Source organism: Citrobacter sp. Cpo032 (assembly GCF_030332975.1).
Classification (GTDB): domain Bacteria; phylum Pseudomonadota; class Gammaproteobacteria; order Enterobacterales; family Enterobacteriaceae; genus Citrobacter; species Citrobacter portucalensis.
In genome coordinates this window covers 192,910-207,145 of sequence record NZ_JAOWGU010000046.1, presented here as the reverse complement: position 1 = coordinate 207,145, position 14,236 = coordinate 192,910, and the positions used below count along the sequence as shown (strand labels likewise).

The 14,236-nt window shown below is 40.4% G+C and carries 10 protein-coding genes and 2 pseudogenes; 10 read left to right on the top strand and 2 right to left on the bottom strand.

The features are described 5' to 3' along the window. Positions 1-550, bottom strand: a pseudogene (locus OGY33_RS16240) (IS1-like element IS1A family transposase); the annotation flags it as partial. Between the two features lie 355 nt (positions 551-905). After that, positions 906-1,183, bottom strand: a pseudogene (locus tag OGY33_RS16235) (integrase core domain-containing protein); the annotation flags it as partial. A 198-nt stretch (positions 1,184-1,381) separates the two neighbouring features. On the opposite strand from OGY33_RS16235, the gene OGY33_RS16230 reads away from it, so the two are divergent. The 10 genes from OGY33_RS16230 to OGY33_RS16190 all read left to right on the top strand — a co-directional run bounded on the left by OGY33_RS16230 (position 1,382) and on the right by OGY33_RS16190 (position 14,117). Continuing rightward, on the top strand, positions 1,382-2,929 hold the full coding sequence (locus OGY33_RS16230) for a type I restriction-modification system subunit M (protein WP_023337661.1): 1,548 nt from the start codon (positions 1,382-1,384) through the stop codon (positions 2,927-2,929). Further along, a complete protein-coding gene (locus tag OGY33_RS16225; RefSeq protein WP_016239398.1) occupies positions 2,926-4,125 on the top strand; it encodes a restriction endonuclease subunit S in 1,200 nt (399 codons plus the stop codon). Before OGY33_RS16230 ends, OGY33_RS16225 begins: the two co-directional genes overlap by 4 nt. A 58-nt stretch (positions 4,126-4,183) precedes the next feature. Further along, entirely contained in the window at positions 4,184-7,432 is a 3,249-nt protein-coding gene (locus OGY33_RS16220) for a type I restriction endonuclease subunit R (RefSeq protein ID WP_023337662.1), read from the top strand. Between the two features lie 43 nt (positions 7,433-7,475). Continuing rightward, positions 7,476-8,069, top strand: a complete 594-nt coding sequence (gene kwaA, locus OGY33_RS16215; RefSeq protein WP_001594372.1) for an anti-phage protein KwaA — start codon at positions 7,476-7,478, stop codon at positions 8,067-8,069. Between the two features lie 10 nt (positions 8,070-8,079). After that, positions 8,080-9,051, top strand: a complete 972-nt coding sequence (locus OGY33_RS16210) for a Kiwa anti-phage protein KwaB-like domain-containing protein (protein ID WP_016239773.1) — start codon at positions 8,080-8,082, stop codon at positions 9,049-9,051. A gap of 498 nt (positions 9,052-9,549) precedes the next feature. Beyond that, positions 9,550-10,536 (top strand): ankyrin repeat domain-containing protein, encoded by a 987-nt coding sequence (locus OGY33_RS16205; protein WP_023337663.1) that lies wholly within the window; start codon positions 9,550-9,552, stop codon positions 10,534-10,536. Between the two features lie 355 nt (positions 10,537-10,891). After that, complete coding sequence (locus OGY33_RS24480) at positions 10,892-11,332, top strand: hypothetical protein (protein ID WP_023337664.1); 441 nt, start codon at positions 10,892-10,894, stop codon at positions 11,330-11,332. A gap of 15 nt (positions 11,333-11,347) precedes the next feature. After that, positions 11,348-12,292 carry an ankyrin repeat domain-containing protein gene (locus OGY33_RS16200; RefSeq protein ID WP_049007390.1) on the top strand — a complete coding sequence of 315 codons (945 nt, stop codon included), beginning with the start codon at positions 11,348-11,350 and terminating at the stop codon, positions 12,290-12,292. A 176-nt stretch (positions 12,293-12,468) separates the two neighbouring features. After that, a complete protein-coding gene (locus OGY33_RS16195; RefSeq protein WP_049007389.1) occupies positions 12,469-12,873 on the top strand; it encodes a hypothetical protein in 405 nt (134 codons plus the stop codon). Continuing rightward, positions 12,870-14,117: a relaxase/mobilization nuclease domain-containing protein gene (locus OGY33_RS16190; protein WP_049121040.1), complete on the top strand. Its 1,248-nt coding sequence runs from the start codon at positions 12,870-12,872 to the stop codon at positions 14,115-14,117. Before OGY33_RS16195 ends, OGY33_RS16190 begins: the two co-directional genes overlap by 4 nt. Positions 14,118-14,236: the final 119 nt, after the last annotated feature.

Below are 14,236 nucleotides of genomic sequence, written 5' to 3'. Positions count from 1 at the left end.
TTGCTGATTACGTGCAGCTTTCCCTTCAGGCGGGATTCATACAGCGGCCAGCCATCCGTCATCCATATCACCACGTCAAAGGGTGACAGCAGGCTCATAAGACGCCCCAGCGTCGCCATAGTGCGTTCACCGAATACGTGCGCAACAACCGTCTTCCGGAGACTGTCATACGCGTAAAACAGCCAGCGCTGGCGCGATTTAGCCCCGACGTATCCCCACTGTTCGTCCATTTCCGCGCAGACGATGACGTCACTGCCCGGCTGTATGCGCGAGGTTACCGACTGCGGCCTGAGTTTTTTAAGTGACGTAAAATCGTGTTGAGGCCAACGCCCATAATGCGGGCTGTTGCCCGGCATCCAACGCCATTCATGGCCATATCAATGATTTTCTGGTGCGTACCGGGTTGAGAAGCGGTGTAAGTGAACTGCAGTTGCCATGTTTTACGGCAGTGAGAGCAGAGATAGCGCTGATGTCCGGCGGTGCTTTTGCCGTTACGCACCACCCCGTCAGTAGCTGAACAGGAGGGACAGCTGATAGAAACAGAAGCCACTGGAGCACCTCAAAAACACCATCATACACTAAATCAGTAAGTTGGCAGCATCACCACCTTGAACATCTATATTTTTGAATAGATAAACACCCACCTTAACTACCACTATCAAAAATAGAAAAATCATCTTACAAATGACCCCACACACATCATTTTAGATTGCGACCTTATTAAATTAAAAATTTAACCTTAGATGGAATTTAATGTACAAGGAATGTCTTAATGTAACGGAGAATTTTAAACATTAAAAATTATAGATATGGTTTGTCATAGTCTGTACATCTATTCACCCCATGCATATGCACTAAGAAAGATTTTTTGAATAATGGAGTTGCCCCAGCTAAAACGGACACGGCTAATTAACTGCTAATATGGCATCAAGATATTCGCGTGGCGATTTCATGTTCAACCCCTTGTGTGGATGCAGATTATTATAATCCTCTATCCATTCTGCCATTTTGTCCATCACTGAGACTGCATCCGGCAGATCATTTACTTACACGTAATCCCGCTTGAACGTCTTTACAAACGATTCTTCCATGCCGTTACTTTACGGATGCGTACTGGTGTAGTACACACGATGAACCCCAGTGAACTGGCGAATGTGCGCGTGGCGTCGGCTATGCAGCAATTATGCCAATGACAGTGGCTCCATTGACGGCAATGACCTGCTACAATCCCGCTACAATGCACTTACTCCATGAGTCATTGCACTTGCTGAGCTAAACAAACACACTAAAACCAGATAATAATTAATCGCTGTATAAGCTCGTAACAAGCGGAACTTTAAGGCAAAATAGGGCCATCTTCCCCCTTCATAAGGTTACGCTAATGGCCAGAAAACCTAAAGAAATCAAAACAGACCCGTTAGAGGTCATCCTGTGGAAAGCGGCTGACAAGCTACGTAAGAACATTGATGCAGCCGAGTACAAGCATGTCGTGCTGGGCCTGATTTTCCTTAAGTATATTTCTGATTCTTTTGAATCTCATTATGAGTTGCTGAAGGCTGGTGAAGGCGAGTTCGCAGGCGCTGACCCGGAAGATAAAGACGAGTACACCGCTTACAACATTTTCTTTGTCCCTGAGCTTGCACGCTGGAACTATCTAATATCTAAGGCAAAGCTACCCGAAATCGGTAAGCTGGTTGATGATGCTATGGAGCTTATCGAAGCGGGTAACCCACAGCTAAAAGGTGTGCTGCCGAAAGTCTACGCTCGCCAGAACCTCGACGCAACTGTGCTGGGTGAACTGATAGATCTGATTGGCAACATTGCACTGGGAGATGCCAAAGCGCGTTCTGCTGATGTATTAGGCCACGTATTCGAATACTTCCTTGGTGAATTTGCACTGGCAGAAGGTAAACAAGGTGGTCAGTTCTATACACCAAAATCCATTGTAAGCCTGCTTGTTAACATGCTTGAACCTTATAAAGGCCGTGTCTTTGACCCTTGCTGCGGTTCCGGTGGTATGTTCGTTCAGTCAGAAAAATTTGTTGAAGCGCATCAGGGAAATATTGACGATATTTCGATTTACGGTCAGGAATCCAACCAGACCACTTGGCGTCTGGCAAAAATGAACCTGGCTATCCGGGGTATCAATTCAGAACACGTCCGCTGGAACAGTGAAGGCTCATTCCTTAACGATGCCCACAAAGATCTAAAATCTGATTTTATCATTGCCAATCCACCGTTTAACGTGTCTGACTGGTCCGGTGAGCAGCTTCGTGGCGATGCCCGTTGGCAATACGGTATCCCACCTACCGGGAATGCTAACTTTGCCTGGATGCAGCATTTTCTGTATCACCTGTCGCCAAAAGGTCAGGCTGGTGTTGTACTGGCAAAAGGGGCTTTAACATCTAAAAGTTCTGGTGAAGGTGATATCCGTGCCGCACTGGTAAAAGATGCCAATGTTATTGACTGTATCGTTAACTTACCTGCAAAACTGTTCTTGAACACCCAGATCCCCGCCGCTCTATGGTTTATGCGTCGAGATCGTGTAAACAGCAGCCACTATCGTGATCGCAGTAAAGAAATTCTGTTTATTGATGCCCGTAACTTAGGCCATTTAATTAATCGTCGAACCAAAGTCCTGTCTGACTACGATATTAAAACCATAGCCGATACCTACCATAACTGGCGTAACAAAGGTGGCGACTACGAAGATGTGGCTGGTTTCTGTGCGTCAGTAGACATTGATGAAGTTGCTAAACTCGATTATGTGCTGACTCCGGGTCGTTATGTCGGCCTTGCTGATGAAGAAGACGATTTCGACTTCAAAGAACGTTTTACGACCCTTAAAGCGGAGTTTGAAGCCCAACTGGAAGAAGAAGCACGTCTTAATAAAGCTATCGCTGATAATCTGGCGAAGGTGGTTTTATGAGTGAGTGGGTTGTTAAAAACTTAGATGAAGTTGTTGAATACTTCATTGATTATAGAGGAAAAACTCCTGATAAAAAAGATTCAGGTATACCACTCATCACGGCTAAAATTATAAAAGATGGGCGTTTAAACACTGCTACCGAATTTATTTCGGTTGAGGATTATCCACTTTGGATGACCCGCGGCTATCCAGAAGTCAACGATGTTGTTTTAACCACCGAGGCTCCACTGGGTGAAGTTGCATTAATCAAGAATAAAAATATCGCGCTTGCTCAACGAATTATTACCCTTAGAGGGTATAAAAACATCCTTGATAATAAGTTTCTTAAATATTGGTTGCAATCAGAGCAAGGCCAATATGAACTTGAATCACGAGCTTCGGGCACAACTGTATTCGGGATTAAATCATCTGTCCTTAAAAAAATCCCAATATCTCTGCCACCTTATAATGAGCAAGTTGCTATAAGTTCTGTATTGTATTCTATTGATGAAAAAATAGACCTGCTTCATCGTCAGAATAAAACTCTGGAATCTATGGCTGAAACCTTGTTTAGGCAATGGTTTGATGTGGATAGCAATGATGAATGGCAAGAAAAAAATGTCCTAGATATATTCACATTAGTTGGAGGTGGAACGCCAAAAACTTCAGTTGCTGAATATTGGACTGATGAGATACCTTGGATTTCCGGAGGAGATATTTCAGCAGCTCATCAAGGCTATCTGTATAGCACAGAAAAGTCTATAAGCTTAGCGGGACTTCAAAACAGTTCAGCTAAATTGCTGCCTAAAAACTCAACCGTTATAAGTGCTCGTGGTACAGTGGGAAAGTATGCTCTTTTAGCAAGAGATATGGCTTTTAGTCAATCCAATTATGGCATTGTTTCAAAAATTGGAAACTATCCTTTCTTCATATATCTTCTGGTTGGATTTATTGTCGATGATTTGCTGACAGCAGCTTATGGCAGCGTATTTGACACTATTACGACAAGAACTTTCGAGTCTGTAAACTTGAAGTTTCCTTCTTTAAATTCAATTGAGAAATTTAATGAAGAAATATCTCCGATATTTAGTAAGAAAGAGACGAACACTCAGCAAATTAAAACACTAGAAACTCTCCGCGACACCCTGCTTCCCAAACTGATGAGTGGTGAAGTACGAGTTCAGTATGCAGAAGAAAAACTTGAATCTGTAGCATAAATTATTTAAGCGGGTGCACAGCCCGCTCTCAGATAAAGCGACAATAAGGACAGTACGCATGGCAAAGATGACCGAATCCGATATTGAAGTAATGGCGATTGAGCACCTGCAAGGGATGGGCTATGAATATGTTTACGGCCCGGACATTGAACCAAGTGGAATCAATACATTACGTAGCTATCAGCAGGTTATCCTTGAAGATAAGGTGCGTACTGCCCTACAACGCCTGAATCCTCACCTCAGTGAACAAAAGTGTGAGGAAGCCTTGAAACAGATGATGCAGATCAGCACACCTGACCTAATGACAAACAATCTGGCCTTTCATCGCCTGTTGACCGAAGGAATCAATATCGAAGTCAGCAAGGATGGTAATACACAAGGAGAGCTGGCCTGCCTGATCGACTTTAACGATCCCACTAATAATGAATTTCTGGTCATTAATCAGCTCACCATCAAAGAAGGCAACCATACCCGCCGACCGGACCTTATTTTATTCATCAACGGTCTACCATTAGTCGTTATCGAACTTAAAAATGCCGCTGACGAAAATGCTACGGTAACAGGTGCCTATAATCAGATTAAAACCTATCAGAACCAAATCCCCGGTCTGTTTAACTACAATGCTTTTAATGTGATATCTGACGGGCTGGAAGCCAAAGCGGGGACGGTTTCTGCCGATTTCAGTCGTTATATGACGTGGAAAACTGCTAACGGTAAAACGCAAGCCACCAGTACCCAACCACAGCTTGAAGTTTTATTACAGGGGTTGCTTAATCCTGTAACGCTGCTGGATATGATCCGCCACTTTATCGTGTTTGAGGCCAGCAAACATGAAGACAGCAAAGGGATTATCAGTATCCGTACTGTTAAAAAAATGGCAGCTTATCACCAGTACTACGCGGTCAATGCAGCAGTTCTTTCCACTATTCGTGCCTCAGCGGTGAATGCGGACTCCCCCTCTGCCGAAGTGGCACTGCGCCAGCAGGGACGTAACAGTAAAGATCTTGTTAATGCGCAAAAAACCGGAGATCGCAAAGCGGGCGTAGTCTGGCATACTCAGGGTTCCGGTAAATCGCTTTCGATGGTGTTTTATACCGGGAAAATTGTGCTGGCGCTGGATAATCCGACAGTTGTTGTGATCACTGACCGTAACGACTTAGATGATCAGCTGTTCGGTACGTTCTCTTCCGCGACACAGCTACTTCGTCAGACACCAAAACAGGCCGACAACCGGGAAGAACTCAAAGAATATTTGCGCGTAGCCTCTGGTGGTGTGGTGTTTACCACTATTCAAAAATTCCAGCCTGATGATGGCAGCAATATCTATGAGTTGTTGTCAGACAGGACCAATATTGTCGTTATCGCTGATGAAGCCCACCGTTCACAATACGGTTTCAGCGCCAAAGAAGTCGACGTGAAAGACAGCGAAGGCAACGTAACAGGTAAACGTACCGTTTATGGCTTTGCCAAATATATGCGTGATGCCTTGCCCAATGCGACCTATCTTGGCTTTACCGGAACCCCCATAGAAAAAACGGACGTAAACACACCTGCGGTTTTTGGTAACTACGTTGATATCTACGATATCTCACAGGCTGTAGAAGACGGTGCAACCGTGCGTATCTTCTATGAAAGCCGTCTTGCCAAAATTGCCATCAGTGACGAAGGTCGCCAGCTAATTGAAGACTTCGACGATGAGTTTAACGAAGACGAGCTGACGCTTACCCAGAAAGAACGGTCTAAATGGGCCAGAATCGAAGGTTTGATTGGCAGTTCAAAACGTATTAAAGCTATTGCGGCGGATATGGTTCAGCACTTTGAACAGCGCTTAAAATCTAATGCCGATCATGGCAAGGGCATGATTGTCACCATGTCCCGTCGTATTGCTGCTGAACTTTATAAAGAAATCATAGAGTTAAAACCTGAATGGCACAGCGATAATCTAAATGATGGCGTGATTAAAGTCGTCATGACCTCTTCTGCTGCTGACGGACCAGAAATCGCTAAACACCACACCACAAAAAAAGAACGTCAGGTTCTGGCTAATCGTATGAAGGATGACGACGACAAGCTGAAACTGGTGATAGTGCGTGATATGTGGTTAACCGGCTTCGACGCTCCCAGCATGCATACGCTGTATATCGACAAACCAATGAAAGGCCACAACCTCATGCAGGCAATTGCCCGTGTGAACCGTGTGTATAAAGATAAGATAGGCGGTCTGGTTGTTGACTATCTGGGCATTGCCTCTGATTTAAAAGAAGCCCTCTCCTTTTACTCTGATGCAGGTGGACGTGGAGATCCTGCTGAGGTTCAGGAAGAAGCTGTAACGCTCATGCAGGAAAAGCTGGAAATCCTGGAAGGCATGATGCATGGCTACGATTACAAAGCTTACTTTGCCGCAACTACTTCACAACGCCTGACAATTATTCTTGAATCAGAAAACCATATTTTAGGGCTGGATAACGGTAAAGGTAAAATGCGTTTCCTGGCTGCGGTTGCAGCCTTGTCGCAGGCATTTGCATTGGCGACACCGCACGATAAAGCAATGGAAGCGGCACCCGAAGTAGCATTCTTCCAGGCCGTAAAAGCCAGACTGAATAAATTTACTGAAAACTCAGCCGGATCAGAAGAAGAACACAATGACAGTCTGGAAGTTCGGGTAAAACAGACTATCGATCAGGCTCTGGTTACCGATAAAGTTGTTGATATTTTTGACGCTGCTGGGATACAAAAGCCAGATATTTCCGTTCTTTCTGAAGAATTCCTTCAGGAAATGAAGGATTACCAACACAAAAATATTGCTTTGGAAACGCTTAAAAAACTGCTTTCTGACGAGATTAAGGTTCGCTCGAATCAAAGTATCACCCAAGGCAAAAAACTGATTGATATGCTGACCTCTGCAATCAATGGCTACCAGAACAAGGTACTGACCGCAGCGGAGGTAATTGATGAGCTAATCAAGCTTGCCAAGACTATCCAGGAATCTGACAGCCTTGCCAGCCAGTTAAACCTCAGCGCTTATGAATATGCCTTCTATTCTGCTGTTGCAGATAACGACAGTGCTCGCGAGTTAATGGAAAAGGAAAAACTACGAGAACTGGCAGTCGTACTTACAGAGGCTATCCGCAACAATGTCAGTCTTGACTGGACAGTGAAAGAAGCAGCAAGAGCAAAAATTCGCGTGGTGGTAAAACGTCTGCTCAAAAAATATGGTTATCCACCCGATATGTCCTTGCTCGCCACAGAGACCATTTTGAAGCAGGCTGAACTTTTAGCTGGAGAATTAGGAAAATTATTCCCCTAGATTATTAACATACAAACTATTTTAAGTTATACAGGAGAAGCTAATGGATAGCAGGCCATATCTTAAAACAGTACTATATATACTATCACTATGGCTTCTATTTTTATCATTATTAATTATGTCCTACGATAAGGTTTTGATAAAAAATGTGTGGGACTATATTTTTACTGAAAACTTTACTTTCTCAATCTCGTCATTGAAAGTGAGAAATATCGTTTTCATAGTTAGTTTGATTTTCATTTTTATTGGTGCAATTATTTTAATAGTCCTTGCAAATAGCTTTGGTTCGGGTTGGTCTGTTGCATGCACTGTCTCGGATATTAGCAATGAAAACCATGAACATTTAGAGTTTTTAACCACTTATATAATGCCCTTAGTTTTCACTGATGTCGATAGTAAGAGAACTGTATTAAATTTAGGGTTGATGATATTTGTAATCGGCGCAATATACGTAAAGACAAACCGGTTTTATTCTAACCCATCACTTGCAATACTCGGATTCAGAATATACAAAGCTAATGTTCATGACCGTGGAGTGAAAAAATGCACAGTAATCTGCCGCAGTGTTCTAAAGAGTACAGATAATATAAAGTATATAAAAATCGACGATGAAACTTATTTGGCTAAAATAGTGTAGAGGTCATGACATGTTCACTAACATTGAAAATATTTTAAAATCGAAACGCATCTCTGGTGAAGCTTTTTTTGTTGCTGATGTTCAAGGTACGATAGATATATTTAAGGTTAACCTTGAACCTGATGCTGAAAAAGATCTGACCACTTCATTTTCTAAAAGCTTAATCAATAATATTATTGAACCTAACAGAGGTAAAGTGGCAGTTCCACTTGTATCCACTTTATTAGAAAGAGATAAGCAAGTTTTCGAATATGATCACTTAACAATTAATCACCTCCCAATTGAATTTACTAAAATGAACAACGTGCTAAATTTCGGTGTCAATGGGAATGCAACACAGTTTGATTTTGCAACACAAAGCCTCACATCGGTAAAAGCCGTAATTTACCACCTTTGTGATGGTAATGGAAACAGCGTAGTCATTTACCAACATAAATATCCTGTTTCTCTACATAAGAAAACAAAAAAATCTTTCTTGAGTCTAAATGGCAGAACCTTAGATAAGATCACTCATGACAGTATTGATATAAATGACACTATTGACTTCTTCTTTTTTCAGAATAAGTACTATGCGCTAAACATTAAGCTTCTTGAAAGAATGTATGGATTAGAAAGTGTAATAGATAATCTTGCAAATAACTCAACGCCATTAATAATAAACCTTGGAATTGTTAATACACAAGGTATGCCAGTGCCACTAGATATTTTCAAGGATATGTATAAAGACAGAGCATTTATGCGTAGACTTGCTATGGTTTCAAAAGGGAACTTAGTAAAAACGGGAGTTTCAGTCCCTCAAATACAACAAGTTATGCAAAAATTCCCTGTATTTCAACGGAATATTGATCTAACAGGAGGATTAATAAACCTTAATACTAAAGATCAAAAGAGATATTTTATCCGACTTCTAAATAATGAAGCATCTTTTGCAGCACTTGATAACTCGCCCTTCCTGGCTGTTGAAAAAGACTCCGCTGCATAAATTTTAAATGAGCATCCTCAAGCCGAATAACTTAAAGGATGCTCTTCCAATTTTAATAAGCATTATCAACAGCAAAAAACCTCATAAAAAACACTACTCATTTAATTTCCAATATCAATAAGAACACGAATAATCACCATTATATTACTTGATCTTTTATATATCCTATAGCATAACTTTCCAAAGTATTAATATCTTAGCCTCTAATTATGTTCTTTATGCAGGTCAGCTCCCATCTGCAATATTCTTCCATACATTTAAAATATCTTTTTACTTACTTAAATAATCCAAACACAAACCAAAACATAGATAAATAATCTTATAAAAATAATTAATCCACATCACATAGGATAACCTTATCGGCCCATGTTCCATTAAGCTAAGAATAACCTCAAACAAACCAAATTAGATACATCCTTAATAAAACAAAAATAAATTTGAATACCGTAAAATCTGGTGTTATTAATATCTTGAAAACAACAGAAAGGAGATAAAAAAATGAAACCAAACGAAAGTAATAAAAATAACCTCTTCCGTGTAAAGTCAAAAAATGGTGTCCTTCGTTGCCTTAAGGCTGGCGTGGATATAAATATCTGTAATGACAAAGGTCAAACTGCTCTTTTTACCTGTAATGTACCCGAAGCTATACAGGCAATGATTGACGCTGACATTGACATTCACCACTTAGACAATGACGGAAACAATGCATTGTTTTATGCTCAAAATATAGAGACGGTGGAACTTCTTGTCAGCAATGGAATTAATGTAAACCACAGAAACAAGTCAGGCACCCTTGCCATACAGCATATTAATGTTTCACCTGGGTTAATAAAATATCTTATCAAAGCAGGACTAGATATCCATGCCAAAGATAGCTATGGCAATTCCTTTCTTTTCATTCCATTTGAAGGATATGTGTACGATGCACTAATTGAGGCTGGTTGCGACATTAATCATAAAAATATAAGTGGACAGACAGCATTCGATCACTGGCAGTCAGAAAATAATAGCATAGCTGGTAAATATACGCACTGGGAATCTAAAAATGATAACTACATGCGCTTCCTTATCCGTAATATTCACCTTACAAACAGTTCAAAAATTGTATTCAAGAACATTACATTTAAATCAATTGAGCTGTTGTCATTGCTTATAAAACAAAAAAATGAATTTGAGATAAGTGATAAATGTATCATAACACCAACAAATGCCGACGCTAAAAAATTAATTTTACAACTAAAGAAGCTGACAGACATTAGTCATGTTTGGTTTTACATAAGCAGTACATATCTACTGACGCACTATGCAGGAAGACTGCTAATTAAATGGTTAATACGTAATGATATAAAAGTTGATATAGAATCGCTAAAAGAACGCTACTTCTATGAAGAAATCCTCCAGGAAAAATCACAGAGAGAGCAAAAGGTTTTACGAACAACGCTTCAACCAGTTACCTATAAAGCAATTACAAAAAAAAGATTATGAATTGAATCTGCCTGAACACTCTCCCCTTGGCTTTAACCTTTAGTTAGATAGCCAAGGGGCGCTAACATCATTAATTTAATACAAAGCCCCACACTGCACCTTAGCACTTTGATAAATTTATTTTTTAAAACACCCTCATCGCCAATTCATACAATATCAATCACTACTCTCAAACCAAATCAATCAAATAAAACACAGCACTTTTTGATAAAATAATATAACAATGAAAAACAACACCTTATATGAAATATAATAAAAATATAACTATTTAATTAAATAAATATAAAAATATATTTGCATTTTGTTTATTTAATAATATATATTTCCTTTGTTAATTAAATAAAGGAGAACTAAAATGAATAAAACAAACTATCCAAGCCTGACTAACTATCTCGCCAAAACAAAAAAGAACGCAGATCTTTATAGATTATATAATCCACAATTTTCACTTTTCTGCAAAAGTGACACTCAGGAGCAAAGATTTTATTTCGATTATTTCTCAAGACATATGGTCTCGAAGAGAAATATTTTAACCGTATTCTCTATCTATACATTCACCTCTTATAACATGAACAAAAAAGAGACAATAAAAAATTTCATTCGATTTCTCAAAACGACGAATGAAAGTACATTCCATAATGCTTTTTCATTTCGCGGTGGTAACATTTTGTATGTAAGCAACAAAAACATGTTGAAAGAGATCTCATGGTTTTCACTCGCTCGAATTTACGAAGACATTAAAAAAATAAAGGAATATAAAACCAACCATGACAACTATATCAGATTAGTCGCTTAACAGAGGAGAAAAATTATGAATAACAACGCAATAAATGCATTACTCTCTTGTAAAACTCCCAAAGACATTCAGGCTTGCATTAATGCAGGCTCCGATATTAATACACTGGATTCGTTTGGAAGAAATATACTGTTTTACTGTAAAAACCCAAGAATGATTGACACTCTGGTTAAAGCAGGAATAGATTTTAACCATGCTGACAACTATGGTCACAATGTTTTGTTTAACCAGCGAAATCCTCACATACTGAAAAAATTGATTGATTCCGGCGTAGATATACACCACAAAAATGGTCTCGGCCAAACCTGTTTATGCTCGTTAGCTGATAATATATCCTGTTGCAAAACCCTGATCAATGCTGGAATTAATGTCAACAATGTGGATAAATGCGGAAGAACAATACTTTTTTACGTAAAAAATCACTCTATCTTTGATTTGATGGTACAGGCCGGTTGCGATATAAACCATAGAGATAACCAGGGTCACGGTTTTTTTGAAATTTGCTATTCATTAGGCGATTTCAAAGCCAAAATGCTCATTCGTCATATTAGTATGAAGGATAGCAGTCCAGTAATTTTCAACTACCTCAACAGCGAAAGTCTGCAGATAATGGATTTGCTTCAGAAGAAAAACCTTAACTTTACTATCTCTGATAACTGCCAGGTTTATCTAAGTGCCAATGAAAATGAAATGAGCTCTTTCTTCAGTGAACTAAAGAAGAAGACAGATATCAGCAACACACATTTTCGCCATATTGTACTGCGAGGTTATGATTTACGCGGGGACATTGAAACCATTAAATGGTTTATCCGCAATGACATCAAAATAGATAAAAAACAACTGGAACAGCATATTCGACATGATGAGATTTGTAAATATATAGCAGAACATGAGAGAAAGAAACTTAGCGAAATTATGAAACAAACAATCTCTTTAATGCCAGTAAAACGTAGATTGTAACCTCCGCCCCTCCTCACTGTCATAATGAATTTAATATGAACCCTATTTTTACCCAGAGCAGATTACCTAATTAGCAATCTGCTCCACCTCTCTTATTTATAAATTTCGACACTGCCTTGACTTATTTTACCAATGCGCTAACTGTAGATCATGAACACATTTTAAAAAGGTTAGATATGCATAAAAACGAAAGTAAAGAAGATCTATCAAGAAGCTCAAGAAGAGGTAAATTCCATACAGCAAAATATTCACCTAATGAAGTTCGAAATCACTGCGTCAGCGTTCGGTTAAACGAAGAAGAATTATCTATTCTCGATAGTAAAAGAGGCCCTTATAAAAAAGGGGAATGGCTAAGAATGGCATCCCTCAACAAACTCCCACCGGTATTACCTGAAATCAATCGTGAAGCATGGATTAAACTCGGCTACCTTTCACAGGATTTAAACCGCCTGCTGAATCATCTCGACAGCAAAAGCCCTGACAGCGAACTGACCCGTACAGAACTCTTCGCCCTGCGCAGACAAATCAAAACTCTCAGGGATCACCTTATTCCATCAACCTTTCTGGAGCAAGACCAGTGAAAGGCATGCAGAAAATAAAGCGGGGTAAACAGTTTGCAGGTGTGGTTCTCTATAGCCTTAAGTCAGGATCTCACCACAAAATCACGCCTTATATTATCGGTGGCAACATGACGGGAAGCACTGCTGCTGAACTTATCAGTGAATTTGAAGGCACAAGACTACTGCGCCCCGGTGTCGCCAAACCTGTCTGGCATAATTCGCTTCGCCTGCCAAAGGGAGAAACACTGTCAGTCAGACAATGGGCGGCATTCGCTGACGATTATATGACCCGGATGGGATTCACTGAAACCCATCTTCGCTGCTATATCATGCACGATGATTCGGACGGGCAGCATATCCATATAATAGCTAACAGAATTAACATGGTCGGTGGGAAGCTGTACCTTGGGAAAAATGAAAATCTTATCAGTACCCGGATTATCAGCGAGCTGGAGAAAGTCCACAAACTCACTCAAACCACATCTGCAATCAGTAGTCATAGTCAGGAGAAAAGAAAGCCTTCCCGCAACGAGCTGATGATGGCTGAAAGAACGACAACTCCCTGCCCCAGGTTCACTCTGCAGAGCCTGATTGATAATGCGTTAACCGGCCGCCCTGATTTGCTGACTTTTATCGCTATGCTGGAAAAGGTAGACGTCAGCTGCAAACCCAATATCGCCTCAACGGGAAAAATGAACGGCTTTTCATTTCAGTACCAAGGTATTGCCTTTAAAGCCTCTCAATTGGGTAAAAAATATGGCTGGTCTTCCCTGCAAACATTGATTGATTTCGTACCGGAACATCTGACTTTACTGAAACAAGCACAAAAGCCAACAGTACCTGCACCTGTGCCATTAACAGTGCCAATGCCAGTGCCAATGCCAATGCCAATGCCAATGCCAATGCCATCATGCGAGTCTGAAGAACAGGCTGCAAACCGGGAAACGATTCTGGAGAAAATCCATCAGCTTGAAGAAAAAATTCGTCTGGAAAGACAACAGGAGACAGTGGGTATCATTCAGCTCAGGAGCAAACTGTACAATACAACCGGCCAGATACCCCTCCAGCGTCGCCTGAAGGTGTGGCTTTTATTACTCAACCAAATTGTTGTACTTCTAAAGCCCAGGGGACTGTCACTGCTGCATGCCACAACACATCCTTTCCGCAAGATTCTTCATCTGCACCTGTTAGCACCCGTTCCTTTCACAGCCACTCATTCTCCTCAGGAACAATCAGTTAGGAATAACCAGCACCACACACCATAAGGTGTGATAGTCCATAACAAAATGATTGTCAATAAATAATTGATCGTTTGTATAGATCGATAATGCAGTTATGATAGTCATAACCTATCATGAGGTAATCATCGATCGGTACAAGCAAT

Coding starts and splice junctions, on each gene's coding strand:
- OGY33_RS16200 (WP_049007390.1), top strand. CDS start 11,348: ATGAATAACAACGCAATAAATGCATTACTCTCTTGTAAAACTCCCAAA.
- OGY33_RS16220 (WP_023337662.1), top strand. CDS start 4,184: ATGGCAAAGATGACCGAATCCGATATTGAAGTAATGGCGATTGAGCAC.
- OGY33_RS24480 (WP_023337664.1), top strand. CDS start 10,892: ATGAATAAAACAAACTATCCAAGCCTGACTAACTATCTCGCCAAAACA.
- kwaA (WP_001594372.1), top strand. CDS start 7,476: ATGGATAGCAGGCCATATCTTAAAACAGTACTATATATACTATCACTA.
- OGY33_RS16230 (WP_023337661.1), top strand. CDS start 1,382: ATGGCCAGAAAACCTAAAGAAATCAAAACAGACCCGTTAGAGGTCATC.
- OGY33_RS16195 (WP_049007389.1), top strand. CDS start 12,469: ATGCATAAAAACGAAAGTAAAGAAGATCTATCAAGAAGCTCAAGAAGA.
- OGY33_RS16205 (WP_023337663.1), top strand. CDS start 9,550: ATGAAACCAAACGAAAGTAATAAAAATAACCTCTTCCGTGTAAAGTCA.
- OGY33_RS16225 (WP_016239398.1), top strand. CDS start 2,926: ATGAGTGAGTGGGTTGTTAAAAACTTAGATGAAGTTGTTGAATACTTC.
- OGY33_RS16210 (WP_016239773.1), top strand. CDS start 8,080: ATGTTCACTAACATTGAAAATATTTTAAAATCGAAACGCATCTCTGGT.